25 protein-coding genes and 1 pseudogene are annotated in these 23326 nt (G+C 62.0%); 17 read left to right on the top strand and 9 right to left on the bottom strand.

Annotation, left to right across the window (positions count from 1 at the left end):
• Positions 1 to 78 precede the first annotated feature (78 nt).
• Entirely contained in the window at positions 79 to 1515 is a 1437-nt protein-coding gene (locus AC3EMP_RS22195; RefSeq protein WP_488494672.1) for a DEAD/DEAH box helicase, read from the top strand.
• 94 nt (positions 1516 to 1609) lie between these two features.
• Here AC3EMP_RS22195 and AC3EMP_RS22190 read toward each other — a convergent pair whose 3' ends face one another.
• Both AC3EMP_RS22190 and AC3EMP_RS22185 read right to left on the bottom strand, forming a co-directional pair.
• Entirely contained in the window at positions 1610 to 2590 is a 981-nt protein-coding gene (locus AC3EMP_RS22190; RefSeq protein ID WP_352712918.1) for an alpha/beta hydrolase, read from the bottom strand.
• Between the two features lie 70 nt (positions 2591 to 2660).
• On the bottom strand, positions 2661 to 3482 hold the full coding sequence (locus AC3EMP_RS22185) for an SDR family oxidoreductase (protein WP_023805244.1): 822 nt from the start codon (positions 3480 to 3482) through the stop codon (positions 2661 to 2663).
• A gap of 214 nt (positions 3483 to 3696) precedes the next feature.
• On the opposite strand from AC3EMP_RS22185, the gene AC3EMP_RS22180 reads away from it, so the two are divergent.
• The 5 genes from AC3EMP_RS22180 (at position 3697) to AC3EMP_RS22160 (ending at position 7716) form a co-directional block, all read left to right on the top strand.
• The gene (locus tag AC3EMP_RS22180) at positions 3697 to 4731 is read left to right on the top strand and encodes a cysteine synthase A (RefSeq protein ID WP_023682581.1); all 1035 of its coding nucleotides are present in this window, start codon (positions 3697 to 3699) and stop codon (positions 4729 to 4731) included.
• Positions 4731 to 5474 (top strand): alanyl-tRNA editing protein, encoded by a 744-nt coding sequence (locus AC3EMP_RS22175; RefSeq protein WP_023736674.1) that lies wholly within the window; start codon positions 4731 to 4733, stop codon positions 5472 to 5474. Before AC3EMP_RS22180 ends, AC3EMP_RS22175 begins: the two co-directional genes overlap by 1 nt.
• Positions 5475 to 5569: 95 nt before the next feature.
• A complete protein-coding gene (sseA, locus tag AC3EMP_RS22170; RefSeq protein ID WP_023755204.1) occupies positions 5570 to 6421 on the top strand; it encodes a 3-mercaptopyruvate sulfurtransferase in 852 nt (283 codons plus the stop codon).
• A 5-nt stretch (positions 6422 to 6426) separates the two neighbouring features.
• Positions 6427 to 6990, top strand: coding sequence for a GNAT family N-acetyltransferase (locus AC3EMP_RS22165; RefSeq protein WP_023682574.1), 564 nt, complete (start codon positions 6427 to 6429; stop codon positions 6988 to 6990).
• A gap of 258 nt (positions 6991 to 7248) precedes the next feature.
• Entirely contained in the window at positions 7249 to 7716 is a 468-nt protein-coding gene (locus AC3EMP_RS22160) for a DUF1203 domain-containing protein (RefSeq protein ID WP_023736671.1), read from the top strand.
• A 390-nt stretch (positions 7717 to 8106) separates the two neighbouring features.
• On the opposite strand, the gene AC3EMP_RS22155 is transcribed toward AC3EMP_RS22160, so the two are convergent.
• Together AC3EMP_RS22155 and ald are read right to left on the bottom strand one after the other, a co-directional pair.
• Positions 8107 to 9387: an outer membrane protein gene (locus AC3EMP_RS22155; protein ID WP_488494671.1), complete on the bottom strand. Its 1281-nt coding sequence runs from the start codon at positions 9385 to 9387 to the stop codon at positions 8107 to 8109.
• A 205-nt stretch (positions 9388 to 9592) separates the two neighbouring features.
• Positions 9593 to 10708, bottom strand: a complete 1116-nt coding sequence (gene ald / locus AC3EMP_RS22150) for an alanine dehydrogenase (RefSeq protein ID WP_023688436.1) — start codon at positions 10706 to 10708, stop codon at positions 9593 to 9595.
• 155 nt (positions 10709 to 10863) lie between these two features.
• Here ald and AC3EMP_RS22145 point away from each other — a divergent pair, with 155 nt between their 5' ends.
• A complete protein-coding gene (locus AC3EMP_RS22145) occupies positions 10864 to 11337 on the top strand; it encodes an Lrp/AsnC family transcriptional regulator (RefSeq protein ID WP_023668897.1) in 474 nt (157 codons plus the stop codon).
• On the opposite strand, the gene AC3EMP_RS22140 is transcribed toward AC3EMP_RS22145, so the two are convergent.
• Positions 11334 to 11747, bottom strand: coding sequence for a hypothetical protein (locus AC3EMP_RS22140; protein ID WP_352712921.1), 414 nt, complete (start codon positions 11745 to 11747; stop codon positions 11334 to 11336). The genes AC3EMP_RS22145 and AC3EMP_RS22140 overlap by 4 nt on opposite strands.
• Positions 11748 to 11921: 174 nt before the next feature.
• Here AC3EMP_RS22140 and AC3EMP_RS22135 point away from each other — a divergent pair.
• Together AC3EMP_RS22135 and AC3EMP_RS22130 are read left to right on the top strand one after the other, a co-directional pair.
• Positions 11922 to 12104 (top strand): annotated as a pseudogene (locus AC3EMP_RS22135) (Lrp/AsnC ligand binding domain-containing protein); the annotation flags it as partial.
• 60 nt (positions 12105 to 12164) lie between these two features.
• Complete coding sequence (locus AC3EMP_RS22130) at positions 12165 to 12428, top strand: hypothetical protein (RefSeq protein ID WP_352712923.1); 264 nt, start codon at positions 12165 to 12167, stop codon at positions 12426 to 12428.
• Positions 12429 to 12483: 55 nt separating this feature from the next.
• Here the strand turns inward: AC3EMP_RS22130 and AC3EMP_RS22125 are convergent, their stop codons facing one another.
• Entirely contained in the window at positions 12484 to 13149 is a 666-nt protein-coding gene (locus AC3EMP_RS22125; protein ID WP_023736668.1) for a 5-formyltetrahydrofolate cyclo-ligase, read from the bottom strand.
• Between the two features lie 181 nt (positions 13150 to 13330).
• On the opposite strand from AC3EMP_RS22125, the gene AC3EMP_RS22120 reads away from it, so the two are divergent.
• Positions 13331 to 14596 (top strand): NAD(P)/FAD-dependent oxidoreductase, encoded by a 1266-nt coding sequence (locus tag AC3EMP_RS22120; protein ID WP_023682568.1) that lies wholly within the window; start codon positions 13331 to 13333, stop codon positions 14594 to 14596.
• Between the two features lie 141 nt (positions 14597 to 14737).
• A complete protein-coding gene (locus AC3EMP_RS22115) occupies positions 14738 to 16717 on the top strand; it encodes a bifunctional 2',3'-cyclic-nucleotide 2'-phosphodiesterase/3'-nucleotidase (RefSeq protein ID WP_352712925.1) in 1980 nt (659 codons plus the stop codon).
• Between the two features lie 60 nt (positions 16718 to 16777).
• On the opposite strand, the gene AC3EMP_RS22110 is transcribed toward AC3EMP_RS22115, so the two are convergent.
• Entirely contained in the window at positions 16778 to 18028 is a 1251-nt protein-coding gene (locus AC3EMP_RS22110; RefSeq protein ID WP_023668904.1) for an SAM-dependent methyltransferase, read from the bottom strand.
• Between the two features lie 259 nt (positions 18029 to 18287).
• Here AC3EMP_RS22110 and AC3EMP_RS22105 point away from each other — a divergent pair, with 259 nt between their 5' ends.
• The 6 genes from AC3EMP_RS22105 (at position 18288) to AC3EMP_RS22080 (ending at position 21380) form a co-directional block, all read left to right on the top strand.
• Positions 18288 to 18422: a hypothetical protein gene (locus AC3EMP_RS22105; protein WP_023668905.1), complete on the top strand. Its 135-nt coding sequence runs from the start codon at positions 18288 to 18290 to the stop codon at positions 18420 to 18422.
• Positions 18423 to 18535: 113 nt separating this feature from the next.
• Complete coding sequence (locus AC3EMP_RS22100; protein ID WP_023682566.1) at positions 18536 to 18826, top strand: Dabb family protein; 291 nt, start codon at positions 18536 to 18538, stop codon at positions 18824 to 18826.
• Positions 18827 to 18881: 55 nt separating this feature from the next.
• Positions 18882 to 19754 carry a VOC family protein gene (locus AC3EMP_RS22095; RefSeq protein ID WP_023714175.1) on the top strand — a complete coding sequence of 291 codons (873 nt, stop codon included), beginning with the start codon at positions 18882 to 18884 and terminating at the stop codon, positions 19752 to 19754.
• The gene (gene kdsA, locus AC3EMP_RS22090; protein ID WP_031198152.1) at positions 19751 to 20629 is read left to right on the top strand and encodes a 3-deoxy-8-phosphooctulonate synthase; all 879 of its coding nucleotides are present in this window, start codon (positions 19751 to 19753) and stop codon (positions 20627 to 20629) included. Before AC3EMP_RS22095 ends, kdsA begins: the two co-directional genes overlap by 4 nt.
• A 97-nt stretch (positions 20630 to 20726) precedes the next feature.
• Positions 20727 to 20930: a dodecin family protein gene (locus tag AC3EMP_RS22085; RefSeq protein ID WP_023668908.1), complete on the top strand. Its 204-nt coding sequence runs from the start codon at positions 20727 to 20729 to the stop codon at positions 20928 to 20930.
• 84 nt (positions 20931 to 21014) lie between these two features.
• The gene (locus tag AC3EMP_RS22080; protein ID WP_023668909.1) at positions 21015 to 21380 is read left to right on the top strand and encodes a PRC-barrel domain-containing protein; all 366 of its coding nucleotides are present in this window, start codon (positions 21015 to 21017) and stop codon (positions 21378 to 21380) included.
• A gap of 82 nt (positions 21381 to 21462) precedes the next feature.
• Here AC3EMP_RS22080 and AC3EMP_RS22075 read toward each other — a convergent pair whose 3' ends face one another.
• A complete protein-coding gene (locus AC3EMP_RS22075) occupies positions 21463 to 21585 on the bottom strand; it encodes a hypothetical protein (protein ID WP_023668910.1) in 123 nt (40 codons plus the stop codon).
• Between the two features lie 109 nt (positions 21586 to 21694).
• Entirely contained in the window at positions 21695 to 23185 is a 1491-nt protein-coding gene (locus AC3EMP_RS22070; RefSeq protein WP_352907982.1) for a glycoside hydrolase family 19 protein, read from the bottom strand.
• Between the last annotated feature and the right edge of the window lie 141 nt (positions 23186 to 23326).

Raw genomic sequence — 23326 nt, 5'->3', positions numbered from 1 at the left:
ATATCAAATTTTTCGACGGCAGGTTGCGCCCTGCCGCCATCGATGTTTGCGGCCAAGACCGCGTGAAAGAAGACTATTTTGACCAACGAAAACACCTCAGCCGGTAACGCAATCTCGACCGGCAACACTGCGGACCTCACCGGTTTCGCAGCTCTTGGGATCACGGGCGCGCTGCTCAAGGCGACGCATGGCGCCGGCTTCACCGAGCCGAAGCCGATCCAGACGCAGGCAATCCCGCCGCAGATGGAAGGCCGTGATATCTTCGGCATCGCCCAGACCGGCTCGGGCAAGACCGCTGCCTTCGCGCTGCCGATCCTGTCGAAGATCATCGCGCTCGGCACCAAGCGCCGAGCCAAGACCACTCGTGCGCTGATCCTGGCGCCGACGCGCGAACTCGCCGTCCAGATCGAGGACACCATCAAGATCCTCGCCAAGGGCGCGCATGTCTCGACCGCTCTCGTGCTTGGCGGCGTCTCGCGCTTCAGCCAGGTGAAGAAGGTTGCGCCCGGCGTCGACATCCTGATCGCCACGCCCGGCCGCCTGACCGACCTGGTGCGCGAGGGCGACCTCATTCTCTCCGACACCAAATGGCTGGTGCTCGACGAGGGTGACCGCATGCTCGACATGGGCTTCATCAACGACGTCAAGCGGATCGCCAAGGCGACCGCGCCCGACCGTCAGACGGTGCTGTTCTCGGCCACCATGCCCAATGAAATCGCCGAGCTGGCGAAGGGCCTGTTGAAGAACCCGATCCGCGTCGAAGTCGCGCCGCAGAGCACCGCGGCCGCCGAGATCGTGCAGGGCGTCGTCTTTGCCCGCACCAAGCAGAAGCGCCAGGTGCTGTCGACGATGCTCGCCGACGAGGCAATGAAGTCCGTCATCATCTTTTCGCGCACCAAACATGGCGCCGACCGGGTGACCAAGGACCTCGAACGCGACGGCTTCAAGGCCGCGGTCATCCACGGCAACAAGTCGCAGAACGCCCGCCAGAAGGCGCTCAACGATTTCCGCGAGGGCTCGGTGCGCATTCTCGTGGCGACCGATATCGCGGCGCGCGGCATCGACGTCCCCGGCATCAGCCATGTGGTGAATTTCGATCTGCCGGATGAGGCCGAAAGCTATGTCCACCGCATCGGCCGTACCGGCCGTAACGGCATGGACGGCATCGCCATCACGCTTTGCGATCCTTCCGAAAACAGCAAGCTGCGTCAGGTCGAGCGCATCATCCGCAGCAAGCTGCCGATCGTTGCCGACCATCTCGGCAGCCCGGATCCGGTGCGCAATCCGGCCGAAAAGAACGAGCGCTTCGAGCCCGCCAATGATCGCAACGACCGCAATGGCCGTCGCGACGGCAGGCGGCCCGGTGGCCAGAACAACGGCTTCGCCAAGAACCGTTTTGGTGACAAGCCGGCCTTTGCGGGTGCAAGCGAGCGCAAGCCGGAAGGCGCCAAGGCCTTCAAGGGCAACAACAAGCGCCGCTTCGGCGGCAAGCGGCCCGCGGCGCGGGCTGCCTGATCAGACGAACCGGTCAGGCTCGTCGAGCCTGGCTTGATTGCTGACGATTGAATATGAGGACGGCCGGGGCAATGCTTCGGCCGACCTTTTTCGTTTAGGGCTGCCCGGCAATTGCCTGAACCCACACGACGATCCGCTGCGCCAGGAATGCCGTGGTCGAGGGCGACAGCGCGTCGCCGGCAATGACGTGGTTGTCGGGATCGCCATTGTCGTCGACGGGCACCAGTTCATGCGGTGCGCCCCAGCGGCCGGCGATTTCGCGGGTGCGATCCTGGCGCACCACCTTGTCGGAATCCGAGAAGATGAACAGCGCCGGTATGGTTGCCTTCTCCACAGGCGCTGCGTAGGCAAGGTTGGTCAGCGCCGCCATCGGTAGCACGGCCGCCATTGGATAGGTGTGCGTCCAGAGTTTCTCGTGCAGCGCGTTGCGGGTCGTAAAGCTGCGCTCTTTGCCGCCGACGAACTCGGCGATCTGCCTGCCCCAGGGCATGGTCAGCAGCTCGGCGCCTGAAGCCCTGATGCCGAAATTCGGCGAGATGAATGCGATTGCAGCGACGCCGTCCGATGCGCCAGGCTCAGTCGCCGCCCATGCCGCCAGCGATCCACCGGTCGAGGTGCCGATGACGATCACCTTGTCGCCGATGGCCCGGCCGATGGCGAGCGCCTCCTCGTAGTCGTTGATCCAGGCATTGACGCTGCCTTGCGCCATCGAGGCGCCGTCCTGCCCATGACCGGTGAGGCGGGTGTAGAAAAGGTTGGCGTCGAGTTGGTCGGCGACCTCGTCGGCCAGCGGGCGAACCTCGCCCTTCGATGCCGAAAAGCCATGGATATAGACGATCGCCAATGGCGTCCTGGCGTGAACCATCGGATCGGCCCAGATGATTTCTTTCTCGAGCCCGTCGCGGACGTTGGGCACGGCAGCCTCTTCACGCGCGATATATGCTTGCGGATCGTCGCCGATCACCTTGGGGTCGAAGCTGATTGTTGTGTCGACGGGAACGCGCGGACCAAGCAGGAAGGCCAGGACAAGGATGATGACGACGCCCAGCACCGCAAGCACGATCCGCCGCCCCATCTCAGACTCCACGACAATTCTAAAGCTATGGCGGCCGGTGCAGTCAGGCAACAGCCGGGGCTGTGGACAGCTATTCGTTCGGCGGCTTGCGGTCGAAATTCAGCGGCCGCCCTGTCCAGCGGGTCGCCGTGCTGATGAACCACCGGCAGACTGGCCTTGGCAGCAGTGCCAGCAACTTCAGCCCCCAGCTCAGCCGGTGAGGGAAGGTAACCTCGAAGCCGCCATGCTCGATGCCGCGCAGCAGGCGGCGCGAGGCGCGGTTGACCGGCATCAGCCCCGGCATCGGCAGCATGTTCTTTTCCGTCAGCGGGGTGTCGATGAAGCCCGGATTCATCACCTGGATCCGGACATTCATCTTGTCGAAATCGTATTTCAGCGACTCGGCTAGGATGTTGATCGCCGCCTTCGAGCCGCCATAGGCCGCCGTGGTCGGCCAGCCGAAATAGGCGGTAACCGATCCGACAAGCACGATATGGCCGCGCGCACGGATGCGCATGCGCTCCATGAGCGGGACGAGGCCATTGATGATACCGAAATAGTTGACCTCGAAGGTCTGGCGAAAGTCGCGGACCCTGAGGTCTTCGCCGGGCGTGGCGATGTAGTTGCCGGCGTTGAAGACGGCGAGCACGATCGGCCCGAGCTCCTTTTCAATCGCCGCCACCGTGCTTGCCATGCGCGGCTCATCGGTGACGTCGCAAGGGTAGGCGACGACACGTCCCGGCATCTGCGCCGTCTCGACGATGAGCGCGTCGAGTGGGTCGCCGTCGAGTGCGGTGACCGCGACGACAAAGCCCTTTGCCGCGAGGTCCTTTGCCAGCGCACGGCCGATGCCGCTGCTGCCGCCGGTTATCCAGGCGACGCCGTGCTTCGGGTTGGCCCGGTAAAGTGTCATTCTGCGCCCTGCCGATCTGTCATTAGTGCTCTAGCGGTGAAAAAATCGAATGAAAAGAGCGCTTTTCCGTACTGGTTGAAATGATCGTCATCGCGCGATGTCCGGCCGCGGGAGATTGCAGTGCCCGAAATGCGACTGGACCAGGCGAATTCTTGCCTTGAAACGCACGCTTCGGGTTTCTAGGGTCTCGCCGCAGCTACATAAGGAATCCCGGATGCCCCGTTCTGTGATCGAAGCGATCGGCAACACGCCCCTGATCCGCCTCAACAAGGCCTCGGAGCAGACCGGCTGCGAGATCCTGGGCAAGGCCGAGTTCATGAACCCCGGCCAGTCGGTCAAGGATCGCGCCGGCCTGTTCATCATCCGCGACGCCGAACAGCGCGGGCTGTTGAAGCCGGGCGGCGTCATCGTCGAGGGCACGGCAGGCAATACCGGCATCGGCCTGACGCTGGTCGCCAAGGCGCTGGGCTATCGCACAGTGATCGTCATTCCCGACACCCAGAGCCAGGAAAAGAAGGACACGATCAAGCTGCTTGGCGCCGAGCTGATCGAAGTGCCGGCGGTGCCTTACAAGAACCCCAACAATTACGTGAAACTGTCGGGGCGGTTGGCCGAGCAGATGGCGAGGTCGGAGCCGAACGGCGCGATCTGGGCCAACCAGTTCGACAACGTTGCCAATCGCGACGGCCATATCCGCACCACGGCGGAAGAAATCTGGACGCAGACCGGCGGCAAGGTCGACGGTTTCGTCTCGGCGGTGGGTTCGGGCGGAACGCTGGCCGGCGTCGCCTTCGGGCTGAAGGCCAGGAGCAGCAACGTCAAGATCGCACTCGCCGATCCGCTGGGTGCGGCGCTCTATTCCTTCTACACCAGTGGCGAATTGAAGTCCGACGGCAGCTCGATCACCGAAGGGATAGGGCAGGGGCGCATCACGGCAAATCTCGATGGGTTCACGCCGGACTTCTCGTTCCAGGTGCCGGACGAGGAAGCGCTGCCGATCGTCTTCGACCTGATCCAGGAAGAAGGCCTGTGCGTCGGCGGTTCGACCGGCATCAACATTGCCGGCGCGATACGGCTGGCGCGCGAGCTTGGCCCCGGCCACACCATCGTGACCATCCTTGCCGACTATGGCACGCGCTACCAGTCGAAGCTGTTCAACCCGGAATTCCTGCGGGATAAGAACCTGCCGGTGCCGGGCTGGATGGATGAGCGCAGCACAATTTCGGTGCCGTATGAGAAGGTCGCCTGATGGCGCACAGAACAGAAGCGCTGTTTCGCGACGACGCCTATCTCAGAGCGGCTGACGCCACTGTTGTCGCCATCAACGAGCGCGGCGGCATCATTCTCGACCGGACCATCTTCTATGCCACATCGGGCGGCCAGCCTGGCGATACCGGAACATTAGAGCGCGCCGACGGCAGCCGCATCGCCATTGCCGCCACCATCACCGGCGAGACCAAGGACGAGATTATCCATGTGCCGGCGCCGGAGCAGCCGGCACCCGAGGTCGGCGAGCAGGTGAAACTCGCCATCGACTGGGAGCGGCGGCATCTCCTGATGCGCATGCACGCAGCTTGCCATTTGCTCACCGTCGTCTGTCCGTTTCCGATTACCGGTGCCGCGGTTTCCGAAGATGACAGCCGCGTCGACTTCGACGCTCCCGATGCCGGCTTCACCAGGGAAGACGTCACCGCCGGGCTGATGGAGCTGGTGCGAGCCGATCATCCGATCTTCATCAGGCTGATCACCGACGAGGAACTGGCAGCCAATCCTGGCCTGGTGAAATCCAAGAATGTCCGGCCGCCCGCCGGCACCGGCAAGATCCGCCTGGTCTGCATCGGCGACAACGCTTCGATCGACAGCCAGCCCTGCGGCGGCACCCATGTCAAAAGCACCGGCGAAGTCGGTGAAATCCATATCGGCAAGATCGAGAAGAAGGGCCGCGAAAACCGGCGTTTTCGCATTCGCTTCGGACCAATGCCGGTGGCTTGAACGAACCATGATCCCGAAAAGTGGAAGCCGGTTTTCGGGGAAGATCATGGTCAACAGGAAGCAATGCTTCGCCAAGGCGGAGCAGGAGAAGAACAATGGCCGATGACAGCTCTTTCATCGTCGATGCGGACTGGTTGCAGAGCCGTCTTGGCGAGCCCGGCCTGACGATCGTCGATGCATCCTGGTATCTGCCGGCGCAGAAGCGCGATGCGCGCGCCGAGTATGAGGCTGCGCATATTCCGGGCGCGCGATTCTTCGATCATGATGCGGCCTCCGATCCTGATGCCAAGCTGCCGCACACGCTGCCCTCGCCACAGCATTTGGCGCAATATGTAGGCGCCATGGGAATTTCGGCCGACGACACCATTGTCGTCTATGACGGTCCGGGTTTCTTCTCGGCGCCGCGCGCCTGGTGGATGTTCCGCGTCATGGGCGTGTTCCAGGTCTATGTGCTCGACGGCGGCTTCGACCGCTGGAAGGCGGCGGGCCGGCCGGTGACGGCGGAGCCGACCAAGATCGCGCCGAATGTGTTTCATGCCGATTTCGATGCCGCTCGCGTCGCCAGCCTTGCCGACATGCGCCGCATCGTCGAGACTGGCGAGAGCCAGATTGCGGACGCCCGAGGCGCGGGCCGCTTCACCGGCGCCGAGCCAGAGCCCCGCGCGGGTGTTCGCTCCGGCCACATGCCCGGCGCGCACAATTTGCCTTATTCGGCGCTGTCGCTGGATGGCGCGCTGTTGTCGAAGGACCAGTTGCGCAAGGCCGTTGAGGATGCCGGTATCGATCTGTCGAAACCGGTCGTCACCTCTTGCGGTTCCGGCATCACGGCGGCTGTCGTCACTCTGGCGCTGGAGACGCTCGGCCACACCGACAACCGGCTCTACGACGGCTCATGGACGGAATGGGGCGGGCTGGCAGACACGCCCGTGGTGACGGGCAAGGAATGATGGCGATGGAAAATGGCGCGCTGGACGACATCGAGGTCACGGTCACGTTTCTGGAAATGCATGTGCCGCCGGCCTATTCGCCGCCCTTGCCCTACAACAGGCAGATCGCGCTGCTCAGGACCAAGGACATTCCGCTGCATTTCTATCGCTATCTGATGGATCGGGTCGGGCGCAAATGGCATTGGGTCAATGTGCTGAGGCTGGACGATGACGAGCTTGCCGCCGGGATCCACCGCGAGGACCGCGACATCAGGGTGCTTTATCTCGACGGCGCGCCGGCCGGTTTCTTCGACCTCAAGCCGCATTTGCCAGAGGAAGTCGAGCTCGCCTATTTCGGCATGATGGAACATGCGACCGGGCAAGGCATCGGCCGTTGGTTCCTCGGTGCGGCGATTGCCGCAGCATGGTCGTATGGGCCGAAACGGGTAACGGTGCAGACCTGCACGCTCGACCATCCGGCTGCCTTGCCGCTCTACCAGAAGCTCGGTTTTGCGCCGGTGGCGCAAAAGAAGGAGACCGTGCATCCGCTGTCGTTCGCCGAGCGCTCGGCCAGCGTCATGCGGCCGTGACTTTCTCCGACTGAAGGCCGAACCGACCGTTCATGGCGAGGAATTCCTGCTCGTGCGGACCCAGGACGAGAACTGGCGCAGGCGCCGGGTGATGCTGCGCCGCTTCGACGATTTCATCCGCTGAGCCGGCGCGGGACCTGCCCAATGCCGAAGCAGTCCGGCCTGAGACTGGCCGGGCTGCTGACAGTTGACAGGAATCGGGTGGGAAGCACCTCGGCGGGGGCATAATTTCCGGTCAACCACACCGGAGATTTAGCCATGACCGTCCAGTTCAAAGCCTTGCCGACAGAAGATGTGAGAGCGCTGCAGCGCGGCGGGCCGGACGCCTACGGGCAAACGCCGGAGCGGAAGGTTTCAGATGGCGACGGGGTGCCGTGCCGGCATTGCCTGAGAAACGTCGCCGAAGGCGATGGCTATCTGATCATGGCCTATCGGCCGTTTCCGGCGTTGCAGCCTTACGCCGAGACAGGACCGATCTTCCTGCATGCGCAGGAATGCGAACGCGCAGCCGAGACAGAAGCGCTTCCAGAGATGCTTGAGAGCAGCGACTATATCGTGCGCGGCTATGGTGCGGATGACCGCATCGTCTATGGCAGCGGCGGCGTCATTCCGACTGGCGGCATTGCGGCGCGGGCAGAGACGCTGTTTGAGCGCGCTGACATCGCCTATGTCCACGTCCGCTCGGCGCGCAACAATTGTTATCAGTGCCGCATCGAGCGTTTCTGACAAAAAGATGCCCGCCGGTGGTCTGGCGGGCAGTTGGGAACCGTGTGACGGCTCGATCCGTCAAGTTGGCATCCCTGTCTGCGCATGCTTTTCGAATTGCGGATGTGAAGCACTTCACACAGCATCGCGATCCTCGCCGGCATGGCGACGCACGCCGATGGCGGTTGGGACTTGTCGTACTCCCGTCGCATTCTCTCGGTAAAAGACCAGCGTCGATGGATTGCCGACCGCGGATGAACCGGCGGGGATCTCGATGACCGAGGAAGCGGGGCTTTGGCTCCGCTTTTTTGATGTCCGCCAGCCTGTTCAATTCCGGCGCCAGGAATTTTGCGCAAAGAAAAAGCCCGCCGGAATTGACCGACGGGCCTTCGCCGTGTGTGTGTGCGGCGTTTAGTTGAATTTATACTTCGCGCCGACGCGAACGGTCTGGAAGGAAGGCTCGTCGGTGAGGAAGCCGCCCGAGCCGAAATCTTCTTTCTCATACTGCGAATAGCGGTATTCGAGACCAAGCGTCATGTTGCTGGAAACGGCCGTTTCCAGGCCGCCACCGACCGAGAAGCCGCTCGATCCCCAGTCGACGATGTCGCCAACGGGCGAGGAGGCATGCAGGTCGAAATGCTGCCAGCTGTAACCGCCGAGGACATAGGCCAGCGTCGATTCGTTGACCTTGGCGCCGATGCGGGCCAGGGCATCGAAGCCATAGTCGGCATCGCCCTTGATCGACCCACCCGGAATGTCCAGCTTCGAGCGTATGCCGGAATAGCGGGCGTCGACCAGAACGCCGGCGACCCAGCCGCCGAAATCATGGTCGTAACCGATGCTCGCCTCGCCGAACACGCCTTCGCCGCCGATGCCATCCAATTCGAGGGCGCTGGCGAGCGTCAGGTCATGCACCACGGTGCCGGCGCCAAGCGCGCCGCCGACATAGAAGCCGGTCCAGTTGTAGGTCGGAGCAGCAAACGAGGCCCCGCCGCCATTCTGGGCGCCGAAGCGGTAATTGGCCGCGATGTGGAAGGTGTGGCTGGACGGCTCGACATCCAGAGAGGTTCCCGGGCCGCCGATAATGCCGAGGTCAGCCACCGAGTTGTCGCCATAGTTGGCGTAGCGGTACTCGGTCTTAATCGTCCAGTTGCCGCGCAGCACGGTTTCCATGCCAACGCCGACGACATAGCCGCCACGGTTCTCCGTGAAATCAAGACCGTCGGCAAAGCCCGAACCCTCGAGCTTGAAATGGTTCCAAGTGTAGCCGCCGAGCACATAGCCGAGCGTACTGGGGTTCAAGAGATAGCCGGCGCGCAAGCCGACGTCGAAGCCATAAGCGTTCGTCAGGTCGATATCAGCGCCCGGAAGGCTGATCGACGGACCGATATTCCCGATGTTGGCGTCGATGAAGCCGCCGAGCAGGAAGCGTTCAGAGACCATGTAGTCGTAGCCGGCGGTCACTTCGCCAAACACGCCGTTGCCGCCGATGCCATTGAAGTCGAGAAACGGGTCGACGCTGATGCGGTGCACGGTGGCGCCGAAGCCGCCGCCGATGCCGACATAGGCGCCGCTCCAGTTGAAACCGGCAGGTTCTTCCACCGGCTGCACAACGTCGGCGGCATGCGCTACCGATATCAAAGCCATTGCCGAAACGGCGCCGAGAAGAACGGATTTAGCAGAAATAAACATTTTAGCCCCTTAGCATAGAACAAACCCGTCCGTGTTCTAACAGGATGCTCGTTAATATTGGAATGACAAAAATGTCACATCGACAGGCAAAAGCGCTGTCGAGAGGGGCTGCACCTTGCCCTGGAGCGGGCGTTTTGCGGTCTTGTAGCCAAGAAAAACCCGCCGGTACAACCGGCGGGTAAGGGAGGCAAAATGCCAGGTCAGGTCAGGCAGCCAGAACCACTTTCGGTTCGACCAGCTCATAGCCGAGTGCTTCGGCCACGGCGCGATTGGTGATCTTGCCCCTGTGGACATTGAGGCCGTTGCGCAAATGGTGGTCGTCGACCAGCGCCTTCAGGCCCTTGTCGGCCAGCTGCAGGCCATAATGCAGCGTCGCGTTGTTGAGCGCGTGCGCCGAGGTCACCGGCACGGCGCCCGGCATGTTGGCGACGCAGTAATGGATCACGCCGTCGACCTCATAGGTCGGCTCGGCATGGGTGGTGGCGTGCGAAGTCTCGAAGCAGCCGCCCTGGTCGATAGCGACGTCGACCAGCACCGAGCCCTTCTTCATGCCCGACAGCATTTCGCGGGTCACCAGCTTGGGTGCAGCAGCACCCGGGATGAGCACGGCGCCGACGACGATGTCGGCCGAGAAGCATTCTTCCTCAAGCGCCTCGACTGTGGAGTAGCGGGTGTGGACGCGGCCGGTAAAGAGGTCGTCCAGCTGGCGCAGGCGCGGGATCGAGCGGTCGATGATGGTGACGTCGGCGCCGAGGCCGACCGCCATGCGGGCGGCATGCAGGCCGACGACGCCGCCGCCGAGCACGGTGACCTTGCCGGGCAGCACGCCGGGCACGCCGCCGAGCAGCACGCCGCGGCCACCATTGGCCTTCTGCAGCGCGGTCGCGCCGGCCTGGATCGACAGGCGGCCGGCAACTTCCGACATCGGCGCCAAGAGCGGCAGGCCGCCGCGGTCGTCGGTTACGGTCTCATAGGCGATTGCGGTGACGCCGGACGCGAGCAGGCCCTTGGTCTGCTCCGGATCCGGGGCCAGGTGCAGATAGGTGTAGAGGATCTGGCCGTCGCGCAGCTGCGCCCATTCGTTGGGCTGCGGCTCCTTGACCTTGACGATCATGTCGGACTTGGCGAACACGTCGGCGGCGGTCCTGGCGATGGTGGCGCCGGCGGCGCGGTAGGCATTGTCATCGGCGCCGATGCCGGCGCCGGCGCCGCTTTCGACCAGCACTTCATGACCATGCGCGACATATTCGCGGACGGAGCCCGGCGTCAGGCCGACGCGGTATTCGTGGTTCTTGATTTCCTTGGGGCAACCGACGCGCATAGTCTTCTCCTGATCCGGCCCTTCGGGCTCGTTCCCTGTATCAACCGAGTGAACCACAAATCGTTGCGCAGGTGTTTGCGAATGCGCTTGCGCGGGGTCACGCGTTTCGATAATCGTTGCGCGAAATCAAGGAAATTTCGCAGGAATCACGAGAAATGCCGCTCGACAGGATCGATATCGCCATTCTCGAGGCACTGCAGAAGGATGGCCGCATACCCAATGCGGCGCTCGCCGAAAGGGTCGGCCTGTCGCAGTCGGCCTGTTCGCGCCGGCTCGACAATCTGGAGAAATCCGGCACCATCCGCGGCTATCACGCCCGGCTTTCGAATGCCGCGCTCGGCCACCAGATGACGGCGATCGTGCACATATCGCTGTCGGGACAGTTCGAAAAGACGCTGTCGGATTTCGAGGCGGCGATCAAGCGCTGCCCCAATGTGCTGTCGTGCCACCTGATGTCGGGCGAATACGACTATATCCTGCGCATCGCCGCCAAGGATCTGGTCGACTATGAGCGCATCCACAAGGAGTGGCTGTCGGCGATGCCGCATGTGACCAAGATCAACTCATCCTTTGCCCTGCGCGAGATCGTCGATCGGACCGCCATGGGAATGAAGCCGGAACTGGCTTAACGCCACAAACATACTCGGACGTCCTTCCCGATATAGCATGCGCCTTCGCGGCGAAGTTCTTCCCAGCGTTCATCACCGTGGGTGGCGCGAATGTCGGAGTTTGCATAGCCCGCCCAGACATCACCGTCCTTGTAGACATCCGCCCAGTAATCTTTAGACATTTCACTAGCGCCACTATGCGGATCAGGATAGTCGATCCCTGCAAAAACTTGCTTCGGTCCCTGGATATTGAAATCGCCGCCCTGCTCGAGTTGATAAGAGCACCTTCCGGATATGCGGGTCTGACCGCCAACAACAAGCAGGCAGCGGCCCCATTTGTAGCCGCTCGGCAAACGATGCCGTGGTTGCGCATGCAAAGGCGAAAGGGAAAACGCAATTGCGAGGGTAATTGCTATGGTTCGTCCGATCATCTCGCCACCCGTTGCGAAGCAGCCAATTCAAGAGCGGCTCGACACTGTTGGATCCGCCCGAAGCGCATGTCGAAGCGGTTCGCTGCAGCATGGTTCCCTTAAAGAGTATTTATCGACCACGTCGGATTTTTGTCACGTAACATTTGTGTTGCTACACGGCGGTCAACCGGCCTCGATGCGGCGATAAAGTGCTGCCCAAATGTGCTGTCCTGCCACCTGATGTCGGGTGAATACGACTACATCCTGCGCATCGCGGCGAAGCACCTCGTGGGCTATCAACGCATCCACAAGAAGTGGCTGTCTGTTATGCCGCACGTGATGAAGATCAGTTCGTCCTTTGCCTTGCGCGATTGTTGATCGCGCGGCGATGGAGAAGAAGCGGAGAGGCTTAGGAACTGAGTAGCGGAGTGCACGGAATTGTGCGTAAAATCAAATAAAGTGGATACTAGAAAAGCCGCTGAAGAGGTGAAGATAATCGCCGACAATGCCAATGACATGGCCCGATTGATTGAGCTTCCGTCTGCAGGTGCGCTACACGCGCGCACCGGAGATCCGCTTGTCTTGCTGAAAATTCTGTTCAGTGTGTATCGCCGCATTCGTTTGTTGGTCGAGTATAAAGATGCCGGTAAGGCGGATATTCCTCAGTTGCCTGGGAATGACACCAACGGCGATCTTTTCTAAGCGTGATATTTATGAATATGTGCGATCACACGGAGGGTCTCTGAATCTCATCACGCTAGGCTTTTAATACCTCGGTCACCAGTTGGTCCATCGGGATGTCGTGCGGCTGCGGGTAGATGGTGGGGATGCGCTGCAGTTCGTAGCCGACGCCGATGACCAATGGCTTGAACGGCATGGCAGCCAGCGTGCGGTCGAAGAAGCCACCGCCATAGCCCAGGCGGTAGTTTTGCGGGTCGATGCCGACGATCGGCGAGATGACGATGTCGGGCAGCACCGGGTCGCCTTCGGCGGGGATAGGGATGTTCCAGACGCCTTTTTCCAGCCGGTCGCCGGGTACATAAGCGCGGAAGATCAGCGGCTGGCCCTTCTCGATGACGACTGGCAGTGCCGTGCGGCCGCCGCGCTGGTTGATCGACGCCATCCACGGCCGCAGATCCGGCTCGCCGCGAAACGGCCAATAGAGGCTGACCATGCGGCCGGCAATGTCGCCGATTGCCGCGTCGAGCCCTTCGGCGATAGCCCGCGACATCGCCACCCGCGCATCGGCGGAAACCGCCAACCGTGCCGCGATCAGACGCTCGCGCTCGGCCTTGCGCCAACGGCGCACATCGGTCCAGTCGGTCAATGGCGCGCGAAATTCCGGATCGAGTTCGTGCATGAAGCAAGGCGGAGAAGAATATTGCGCCCGCCCTTTGCGATCTTTGTCATCGTCGTTGGCCATGCTTCACTCCCGTGGTTCCAGCCCCTGCAAAGCTATACCCGTCCAGGCTTGCCGACATAGGCATTCGCGACATCCGGCGACGAGTCCTGGGCAGCCTTACGCGCGGCAGTCTAGCGCGCCGCGACATTGTTGCGGTGCACAAAAATCACTAGATAAAGAGAGACAAACAGGGGTGAATGCGATGAGTGAAACCAGCCATCATGTCGTTGTCGTCGGCGCAGGGTTCGGCGGTCTCGAACTCACCCGGGCGCTGGCCGGCGCACCCGTGCGCATCACCATGATCGACAAGCGCAACCATCACCTTTTCCAGCCGCTGCTCTACCAGGTGGCGACCACCTCGCTGGCGACCTCGGAAGTTGCCTGGCCGATCCGTCATCTGCTGCGCAAGCGCGAGGACGTGACGACCCTGCTCGGCAACGTCACCGGCGTCGACCGTCCAGGCAAACGCGTGCTGCTTGAGGACGGCAGTTCTGTTCCCTACGACACGCTGGTGCTCGCCACCGGCGCGCGTCATGCTTATTTCGGCCACGACGAATGGGAGCCTTTCGCGCCTGGGCTGAAGACGCTTGAAGACGCAACCACCATTCGCCGGCGCATCCTGCTCGCCTTCGAGCAGGCCGAGCGCGAGACCGATCCGGCCAAGCGCCAGGCACTGCTGACACTGGTCATCGTCGGCGGCGGCCCGACCGGCGTGGAGCTTGCCGGCACCATTGTCGAACTCGCGCACGAAACGCTGCGCGGCGAATTCCGCAACATCGACACGCGTGAGGCGCGTGTGGTGCTGGTCGAGGCCGGAGACAGGATCCTCGCCAATTTCGCGCCAAAGCTGTCCGACTATGCGCGCAAGGCGCTGGAGCGGCGGGGCGTCACGGTCGAGCTTGGCCGCGCCGTCACGCGCCTCGATGCCGAAGGCGTCGTCTTTGGCGATACGCATCTGCCGGCGCGAACCATCCTGTGGGCCGCCGGCGTAGCGGCTTCGCCCGCTGGAGAGTGGCTGGGAGCGCCGGTGGACCGGGCGGGCAGGGTAATGGTCGAGCCCGATCTGACCGTGCCGAACAGTCCTGAAATCTTCGTCATCGGCGACACCGCGCATGTCTTGCGGCCGGACGGCAAGCCGGTGCCAGGCGTGGCGCCTTCCGCCAAGCAGGAGGGCAAGCACGTCGCCGCGACGATCAGGGCGCGGCTGGCCGGCGATGGCGCGCCGCGCCCTTTCCGCTACAAACATGCCGGCGACCTGGCGACGATCGGCAAGTGGGCAGCCGCGATCGATTTCGGCCGGATCAAGCTCACGGGATGGCTTGCCTGGTGGCTGTGGGGCGTGGCGCATATCTACTTCCTGATCGGCTTCCGCAACCGGCTGTCGGTGTCGCTTAGCTGGCTATGGATCTATTTCACCGGCCAGCGGAGCGCGCGACTGATCACCCAGGGCGATGATAACAAGGGCTGAGGTTCTCAACCGCGGCCAAGGATATTCATCCAGCCGTCACCTTTTGCTGATCGACTGACTTCCCGATGGACATGGCCGGTTTTCGGCGCGAAGCTTCCGCCCGGGGCTGGGATCTTGTCACGTCGCTGGGAAGGAAAACCAATGTCACATTTGCTCAACCCCGTCTCCCGCCGTAGTTTTCTTGCCGGTGCGGCCGCCAGCGGGGCGCTGATCATGCTGCATCCGTTTTCCGCCCGCGCGCAGGCCAACCAGGCGCATCTGAGGATCATGGAGACCACCGACATCCATGTGAATGTGCTGCCTTACGACTACTACGCCGATAAAGCCAACGACACGATGGGCCTGTCGCGGACGGCCTCACTGATCGCGGCGGTGCGCAAGGAAGCCACCAATGCGATGCTGATCGACAATGGCGATCTTTTGCAGGGCAATCCGATGGGCGATTACATCGCCTATGAGAAGGGCCTCAAGGAAGGCGATCTGCATCCGATCATGAAGGGCATGAACCTGCTGGGCTATGAATGCTCGACGCTCGGCAATCACGAGTTCAATTACGGCCTGTCGTTCCTCGACAAGGTGCTGGCCGGAGCCAATTTCCCGTTCGTCTGCGCCAATCTGATCCGCGGCACCGAGCTTGCCGCCAACCCGCGCGACGACAAGCTCTACCTCAAGCCCTATGTCATCCTCGACAAGAAGATCAAGGACGGGTCGGGCGTCGAGCAGCCGATCAAGATCGGCATCATCGGCTTCGTGCCGCCGCAGATCATGGTCTGGGACCTGAAGAACCTGGAAGGCAATGTCAGGACGCGCGACATCGTCGAGGCGGCCAGGGCATGGGTGCCGCAGATCAAGGAGGAGGGCGCCGACATCGTCATCGCGCTCTCGCATTCCGGCATCGATATCAAGCAGGGCGACGGCATGGAGAACGCCTCCTTCTTCGTCGCCGGCGTCGAAGGCATCGATGCGGTGTTCACCGGCCATCAGCATTTGGTCTTCCCCGGCAAGAAGGATTTTCAGGCGCTCGAAGGCGTCGACACCGAGAAAGGCACGCTGCAGGGCAAGCCCGCCGTGATGGGGGGGTTCTGGGGCTCGCATATGGGACTGATCGATCTGCTTCTGGAACGGGACGGATCGAAATGGCGCGTAGCCTCGGCCACATCGGAGGCAAGGCCGATCTACCAGCGCGTCGACAAGGCAAACAAGCCGACGGTGGCGGACGACCAGCGCGTCGTCGATGCGCTGAAGGCGGACCATGAGGCGACACTTGCCTATGTCCGCCGACCGGTCGGCAAGACCTCGGCGCCGCTCTATTCCTATTTCGCGCTGGTCGCCGACGATCCGTCGGTGCAGATCGTCAACCAGGCGCAGAGCTGGTACCTCAAGGACATATTGAAGAGCACGCAGTGGAAGGATGTGCCGCTGCTGTCGGCGGCAGCACCCTTCAAGGCCGGCGGGCGCAACGGCGCCGACTACTATACCGACGTGCCGGTGGGCGACCTCGCCATCAAGAACGTCGCCGACCTCTATCTCTATCCGAACACGGTGCGCGCCGTCGAAATCACCGGCGCGCAAGTGAAGGAATGGCTGGAAATGTCGGCCGGCATTTTCAGGAAGATCGAGCCGGGCAAGGCCGACCAGGCGCTCATCGACACCGAATTCCCGTCCTACAATTTCGATGTGATCGATGGCGTCAGCTACGGAATAGACCTGTCGCAGCTGCCGAAATACGATGCCAAGGGTGGCGTCGCCAATGCCGGCTCGAACCGCATCGTCGGCCTCAGCTTCGACGGCAAGCCTATTGATCCGGCAGCGAAATTCGTCGTCGCCACCAACAATTACCGCGCCGGCGGTGGCGGCAATTTCCCCGACATCAATGCCTCGAAGATCATCTACGAGGCGCCGGACACCAACCGCGACGTGATCGTGCGCTACGTCGTCAGCGAAGGCACGATCAATCCCTCGGCCGACGACAATTGGTCGTTCACGCCGCTGCCCGGCACCAGCGTCGTGTTCGAGACCGGCCCCAAAGCGAAGGATTTTATATCGGGAGTGAAATCGCTCAAGATCGAGCCGGCCGGCGAGGGCGAATCCGGGTTTGCGAAGTATCGCATCCTGCTTTGAGGCAACGTGCAGCTAACAGGGAAAACGAGCGGGCATACGCCCGCTCAATCACGCTTCGGATCAGGCCTTGTAGACCACCTGGCGCACGTCGATGTAGCTGGCCCTGAAGCCGGCTTCGCAATAGTGGAGATAGAATTCCCAAAGCTTCTTGAAGCGGTCGTCGAAGCCGAGCGGGACGATCTTTTCCCACGACGCCCAGAAGCGGTTGCGCCATTCGGCAAGCGTGCGGGCATAGTCGTCCGGAAAGACGCGCTCGCGCAGATGGGCAAGGCCATGGTCGCTGCCCAGCGTCTTCAGGATCGACGGCGTCGGCAGCATGCCGCCTGGGAAGACATAGCGCTGGATGAAATCCGGCCGCGCCCGATAGGTGTCGTAAGCGGCCTCGTTGATGGTGATGATCTGCAGGCCGGCGGTGCCGCCGGGCCTCAGGCATGCCTTCATCTTGCCGAAAAATACCGGCCAATATTTTTCGCCGACCGCCTCGAACATCTCGATCGAGGCGATGCGGTCGTAAGTGCCCGTTTCGTCTCGGTAATCCTGCAGCTTGATGTCGACCTTGTCAGACAGTCCCGCCTTCTGGATGCGCGCCTTGGCGAAATCGTGCTGTTCGCGGCTGATGGTCAGGCCGGTGACGCGGCAGCCGATCTCGCGCGCGGCAAATTCGGCAAAACCGCCCCAGCCGCAGCCGATCTCGAGCACATGGTCCTTCTTGCCGATGCCGGTATCCTTGGCCAGCGCGCGGTATTTGGCGGCCTGAGCGCTTTCCAGGTCGTTGGCGCCGGTCGCATAGAGCGCCGACGAATAGGTCATGCTGGGATCGAGCCATTGCTTGTAGAAGGCGTTGCCGAGATCGTAATGCGCCGAGATGTTGCGCTTCGAGCCGGTGCGGGTGTTTTCGTTGAACCAGTGGCGGATGCGCTGGACCGTGTTGATGAGCCAGTTGGCGCCGCCGGCAATGCGTTCCCCAACGGCCGAGTTGACGACGAACAGTTCGAGGAAGCTGGTTACATCAGGGCTTTCCCAGTCGCCGTCCATGTAGGATTCGGCAACGCCGATGGTGCCGCCGGAAAAGGCACGGCCGGGCAGGCGCCAGTTCTTCAACACCAGCTCGGCATCCGGCCCGGGTCCGTTGCCGCCGACAAGCACCGCCCGGCCATCCGGCATCCTCACCTTCAGCGAACCGCGCGGCAATTTCATCGCCGCCGACAGCACCATGCGCGCCTTGGCCGGCAGGCCCTTGACGATCTCGGCGAAATTGAGTTCGTCCAGCCTGATGGCGTCGCCGATGCCTTTGTATTCCCTGACAGCCATCTCACACCCCCCTGGACTTCCGCGGGGGCGGCGCAAGATCTGCCGGCCTCCACATCCTCCACTTTCATTCGCCAGGCGCGAACGCCGTAGCCTGCTTAAATTTTCGCCACAATCTTCCACCGCATCGACCGGAACTTCAAGAGGCAAGCCGTGCCCGGCACTGGCCCAGGTGGCGTGCCTGGGGCCAGAATCGGTGAGGGCGAGCGACCGCCGGTGAAATCGCTATGGTTAGGAACAGCCACATACGTTAGTTTCAGCCATGCGTTACGTCATCGTCATCACCGCCATCGCCTTTTTCCTGATCTGGGATGGCCTCTATAATCAGGGCCGCTATCTCGACACGACGGTCAGGGAAATGTCGCGCGTCGTGCGCTACGTCACCGGCAAAGCCTAGCTTTTGCGCCTCTGCAAAGTCGCCTGCCGGCATTGCCGGGCGCGACATCGTGGCGGTTGACGCGACGGTCCCGCTCACACAAAACATGCCGCAAATCGAACGTGGAGGCAGGTGTGATCCGGCATATCGTTTTCTTCAGCGCGCGGCGCAAGGACGATGTCGAGGCCGTGCGCACGGGCTTGCTCGCGCTGGGCAAGATCCCGCATTCAAGCCTCTTCGAGGTGACGCTCAACACCAAGGTCGATCCGCTGTCGGATGCGATCGACGTGGTCGTCTATGCCGAGTTCGAGGATGATGCCGCGCTTGCCGCCTACAAGGCGCACCCGCTCTATGCCGAGACGACCAGTCGGGTCAAACCATTGCGCGAATTGCGCTATTCGGCCGATGTCGTGGCGATGGCCTGATCGGGCTGGCAAGAGGCCTTGAACCGATTTCCGGAATGATGCACACCGCGCCGGCATGACCAGCACGATCCATCCGCTTGACCATCTTGTGTTGCCGACGGCGAGCCTCGCCGTGGCGCGGGCGCGGCTGACATCGCTTGGCTTCATCGTCGCACCAACCGGCATCCACCCTTTCGGCACCGAAAATTGCTGCGTCTTCTTCGCCGACGGCACCTACCTCGAACCGCTGGCGGTCGGGAATGAACAGGCTGCAGACGAGGCATTTGCCGGTGGCAATGTCTTTGTCGCGCGCGACCGGCTCTATCGCGCCAGGCTGGGCGATGAGGGCTTTTCCGCCGTGGTGCTGGCCACCGACGATGCCGATGCGGACCATGCGCGCTTTATCAAAGCCGGCCTGTCGGCGGGAGATGTACTGAGCTTTTCCCGCGCCTTCACCGACACGGCCGGAAAGAGCGACATGGCCTCGTTCAAACTGGCTTTCGCCGCCGGCGCCGAGACGATGGACGCCTTTCTGTTCGCTTGCGAGCGGATCAACGCCCCTCAAATCGACCGTACGGCACTGCAGGCCCATGCCAACGGCGTGACCGGCATTGCCGAAATCGTCGCGGTCAGCGGCGTGCCATCCGAAAAGCGCCACCTGATCGAGACAGCGACGGGTTCGAGGCAGAGGAGCAGCACGGCGTTCGACCTGGCGAACGCGCGTTTGAGCGTTCTCAAGCCCGCGGCTTTCGCTGAGCGCTTCGGCATGTCGGCTGGCGCGCCGACGGACCTTCGCTTCGCCGCGATCGTCTTTTCGGCCCGCAGTGTCGGCGCTGTCGCGAGGCTGCTTGCAGACAACGCCGTCGGGCACGATATAGCGGGCAACGAAATCGTCGTGCAGCCGGCATCCGGACAGGGCGCGGCTTTCATCTTCCGGGAGACCCCATGAGCAAGCCGCAAGGGCCCAATTCGCTGGCGCCGAATTCGTCGGTAACCGTCGGCAACGTCGTCTTCGACAATAGCGGGCCCTTGGCGTTGATCGCCGGCCCGTGCCAGTTCGAATCGCGCCAGCACGCTTTCGACATGGCCGGCGCGCTGAAGGAACTGACCGGCAAGCTCGGCATCGGCCTCGTCTACAAGACCAGCTACGACAAGGCCAACCGCACCTCGCTGTCGGCAACGCGCGGCGCCGGCATGGACGCGGCGCTTCCGGTGTTCGACGAGTTGCGCAAGGCGTTTTCGCTTCCCATTCTGACCGATGTCCACACCGAGGAGCAGTGCGCGATCGTAGCGCACCATGTCGATGTGCTGCAGATTCCGGCCTTCCTGTCGCGCCAGACCGACATGCTGGTCGCCGCGGCCAAGACCGGCAAGGTGATCAACGTCAAGAAGGGGCAGTTCCTGGCGCCCTGGGACATGAAGAACGTGGTGGCCAAGATCACCGGCTCCGGCAACCCCAATGTGCTGACCACCGAGCGCGGCGCTTCCTTCGGCTACAACACGCTGGTGTCGGACATGCGGGCTTTGCCCGTGATGGCCGAGATCGGCGCGCCGGTGATTTTCGACGCCACCCATTCGGTGCAGCAGCCGGGCGGGCAGGGCGGTTCCTCCGGTGGCGAGCGCCGCTTTGTCGAGACGCTGGCGCGGGCTGCCGTTGCCGTCGGCGTCGCCGGCGTGTTCATAGAGACCCACCAGGATCCCGACAATTCGACCTCCTCCGACGGGCCCAACATGCTGCCGCTGAAGGACATGCCGGCGCTGCTCGAAAGACTGATGGCATTCGACCGCATCGCCAAGAATGCTGCTGACCTGAACCGAGGCTGATGGATTCGGCGATGGCGCGCGCGCTGCCCTGCTTGTGGAAGGCATAAGCCGGCTGTAGGCTCGCTGCTGCAAATGAGCGTCTTGGCAGGAGGAAGCCATGTCCGTCGCCCGCGTCACCGAAATCACGTCGTCGTCGAAAAAGAGCTTTCAGGACGCCATCGAGAAGGGGATTGAGCGCGCCTCAAAGACCCTGAAGAACGTGGAAGGCGCCTGGATCCAGGACCAGAAGATCGTCGTCGAGGACGGCAGGATCGCGGCCTATCGCGTCAACATGAAGGTGACGTTCATCCTCGCGGAGTAACCGCCCGCCGCTCGAAAAAACGGGAACTTTCGCCCGCGCCCCTCATTGTCAAAGTATCGATCAACGACATGAGGAGCAGCAGCCATGACCACCCAGACAGGCCACACCGAAGCCATCGCCGCTTCGCGCGTCATCGGCACGTCGGTCTACAACACCGAAGGCACGAGCATCGGCAGCATCGAGGACATCATGCTCGACAAGACGTCGAACGGCATCATGTTCGCGGTTATCGGGTTCGGTGGATTTCTCGGCATTGGCGAGAAGTATCACGCCATTCCGTGGGCGAGCCTCGACTATGACGAGGACAAGGGCGGCTATGTCGTGCCGTTCTCGAAGGAGCAGCTGAAGGCAGCACCCGCCTATTCGATCAATGAACTGGCCGGCGCCGATGGCGAGGCCGCGCGTGATGCTTCCTATGATTACTACAAGGTCACGCCGTATTGGCATTGATCAGCTGCGCTGACGCCTGACGTGAAAAGGCCCCCGAATTCCGAAACGGGGGCCTTTTCAGTGCAACCCGACAGTTTCTAAATTATTCTGCCGCATGAAACGTGGACAGCTGCGTCGCCGCCCTTGGCGGCTGCTGCGTATCGCAGGACGTCAGGAACGCCGCCGCGATCAGGAACAAACTCACGATACCGCTCAACTCGGACATGGCGAAACTCCTCCTGTTTCGCCCCGCGCATCACCATCCTAGTCGACACAGAGATTGTTATCTCTGAATTATGATGACGTGGTGTTGTCGAACGTGATCCGAGGCATGCTCAGCCGAGGAGTCCGGCATTCTTCACCGCCTTGAAAACCTTTTCGTGCCAGGCGATCCGATCCGCTTCGCCATTGGCCTGCGTGGCGGAATTGGCGTTGCCGACGTTGATCGCGCGCGAGATCTTTTTGATCAGGCCGGCATCGGCAAAGGCATTGCAGCCTGACCCTTTCCATTCGGCGCAAGCTGCGAGCAGCGAAGTCTGCGGATCCTCGATCAGTTCAGGATGATTGGCGAGGTCAACCTTGGCGAGCTTGCCCTTGGCCGTGTACGCGTCGCGCCCGGTGGTCTGGAACGTGCCGCCGCCGCGGAAATTGAAGCCGTCCAACGTTCCTTTCACATTGCCCATGCGGCCGCCATAGGCCCAGTCGCCCAGGGCTTGCGGCTTGCGCAGCAGGTTGTCCTCGATCCACTGATCGGTCTTGCCCGCGGCTCGCGACCTCCATGCGTTCCGGATTGCCGCCACGTTCGTGTAGGTCAGGGATTCGCGAATGAGGGTGAAGCCACCGGTTTCCATCGCCGCTTGAGCGAAGAAATGCATCAGCCGATCATAGTTGTTGCACACCCCATGATCGCCAAGTGTCTTGAGGCCTTTGTCGGAGGTAAAGGCGCCGATGTAACCGTCATAGATTGTTCGCTTGGAACCGCTTGCCGGTCTCGGCGCGAATTTCTGGAAGACCGCTGCTGGCAAACCCTTGTTCGGATCGCCCGCAACGGCTTCGAGCACGCTCTCGACACTCTCGGTCGACAGCACCGGTTCGCCTTCGACGACCACCGAAGCATTGGGAATTCGCTTGCCGTTGTTTTTCGGGAAGCCACCGCCGGCAAAGGTTTTCAAATCGTCGATGAGGGCGATTACGCGTGTCCGGCTCTCCGTGAAATCCATGTCGGAAAGAGGACCGCTCACCTTCTTCGTCGGGTTGATGCATCCGACGCTGGACAGGAAATTGACGCCCGGATGGATCAGGATTTCGGTGCGCTTGTTGGTCTTCAGCAGTTCGAGTCCAGGTTTGGGTGGCGTCTTGCCGCCAGTGTAGCCGATGGTCACATATTTGCCTCCGGCCTGCGTCGCCAGCGGATAGGTGCCGGGCTCGATGCGCCTGCCATTGTCTTCTTTGGAATTGTCGCCTGGGCCGCGAGATTCACACACGAACCCCGATAGACCCGTTACTGCCGTGCCGTTGTGAAAGACTTTATAGGTACCAACTGTCCTGCGTCTGGTGCCCCTCGTATGCTCGACTTGGCGACTAATAAGAAGTTCCCAGCCAGTACCTGAAATCGCTGCCATTGCCGCCTCCCCAAAGAGTTCAAGTTTGTTGATTTCACTGTGGTCGCCAAATAGTTCGCGTTGTAGATGTGACCCTAACATCTTCGAATTCTCTGCATTGTGAAGTTTGTCACGTTGGCGGTAGCCTCTTTTGAAGCATCGGGTGGAGTTTGTGTGCCGCCTGGTTTCGTGACAAAGGCATTGCCGCAGGGGCGGGGCACCCACCCCATGCCGCGCCAGACATATGACGTCTGGGCGGGCTGTTTGCGTTCAGATGGCGTCGCCCATGCCCCACGGCCTGAGCGCATGGGGCGATCGTCACTATTATTTCATGCCATTCCTGATTGCCTTTTGCGGCACTTTGGC

It is taken from the genome of Mesorhizobium sp. P160219 (assembly GCF_057786095.1).
The sequence above is the reverse complement of the archived record's forward strand: the minus strand, read 5'-3'. Positions and strand labels throughout refer to the sequence as shown.

Bases quoted from the DNA above. Each gene is read 5' to 3' on its own strand.
- AC3EMP_RS22125 (WP_023736668.1), bottom strand. From the start codon at position 13,149: ATGGCCAACGACGATGACAAAGATCGCAAAGGGCGGGCGCAATATTCT.
- AC3EMP_RS22185 (WP_023805244.1), bottom strand. From the start codon at position 3,482: ATGACACTTTACCGGGCCAACCCGAAGCACGGCGTCGCCTGGATAACC.
- AC3EMP_RS22115 (WP_352712925.1), top strand. From the start codon at position 14,738: ATGTCACATTTGCTCAACCCCGTCTCCCGCCGTAGTTTTCTTGCCGGT.
- kdsA (WP_031198152.1), top strand. From the start codon at position 19,751: ATGAGCAAGCCGCAAGGGCCCAATTCGCTGGCGCCGAATTCGTCGGTA.
- AC3EMP_RS22120 (WP_023682568.1), top strand. From the start codon at position 13,331: ATGAGTGAAACCAGCCATCATGTCGTTGTCGTCGGCGCAGGGTTCGGC.
- AC3EMP_RS22145 (WP_023668897.1), top strand. From the start codon at position 10,864: ATGCCGCTCGACAGGATCGATATCGCCATTCTCGAGGCACTGCAGAAG.
- AC3EMP_RS22110 (WP_023668904.1), bottom strand. From the start codon at position 18,028: ATGGCTGTCAGGGAATACAAAGGCATCGGCGACGCCATCAGGCTGGAC.
- AC3EMP_RS22180 (WP_023682581.1), top strand. From the start codon at position 3,697: ATGCCCCGTTCTGTGATCGAAGCGATCGGCAACACGCCCCTGATCCGC.
- AC3EMP_RS22075 (WP_023668910.1), bottom strand. From the start codon at position 21,585: ATGTCCGAGTTGAGCGGTATCGTGAGTTTGTTCCTGATCGCGGCGGCG.
- AC3EMP_RS22105 (WP_023668905.1), top strand. From the start codon at position 18,288: ATGCGTTACGTCATCGTCATCACCGCCATCGCCTTTTTCCTGATCTGG.
- ald (WP_023688436.1), bottom strand. From the start codon at position 10,708: ATGCGCGTCGGTTGCCCCAAGGAAATCAAGAACCACGAATACCGCGTC.
- AC3EMP_RS22190 (WP_352712918.1), bottom strand. From the start codon at position 2,590: ATGGGGCGGCGGATCGTGCTTGCGGTGCTGGGCGTCGTCATCATCCTT.
- AC3EMP_RS22165 (WP_023682574.1), top strand. From the start codon at position 6,427: ATGGAAAATGGCGCGCTGGACGACATCGAGGTCACGGTCACGTTTCTG.
- sseA (WP_023755204.1), top strand. From the start codon at position 5,570: ATGGCCGATGACAGCTCTTTCATCGTCGATGCGGACTGGTTGCAGAGC.
- AC3EMP_RS22085 (WP_023668908.1), top strand. From the start codon at position 20,727: ATGTCCGTCGCCCGCGTCACCGAAATCACGTCGTCGTCGAAAAAGAGC.
- AC3EMP_RS22160 (WP_023736671.1), top strand. From the start codon at position 7,249: ATGACCGTCCAGTTCAAAGCCTTGCCGACAGAAGATGTGAGAGCGCTG.
- AC3EMP_RS22080 (WP_023668909.1), top strand. From the start codon at position 21,015: ATGACCACCCAGACAGGCCACACCGAAGCCATCGCCGCTTCGCGCGTC.
- AC3EMP_RS22155 (WP_488494671.1), bottom strand. From the start codon at position 9,387: ATGTTTATTTCTGCTAAATCCGTTCTTCTCGGCGCCGTTTCGGCAATG.
- AC3EMP_RS22175 (WP_023736674.1), top strand. From the start codon at position 4,731: ATGGCGCACAGAACAGAAGCGCTGTTTCGCGACGACGCCTATCTCAGA.
- AC3EMP_RS22140 (WP_352712921.1), bottom strand. From the start codon at position 11,747: ATGATCGGACGAACCATAGCAATTACCCTCGCAATTGCGTTTTCCCTT.
- AC3EMP_RS22095 (WP_023714175.1), top strand. From the start codon at position 18,882: ATGACCAGCACGATCCATCCGCTTGACCATCTTGTGTTGCCGACGGCG.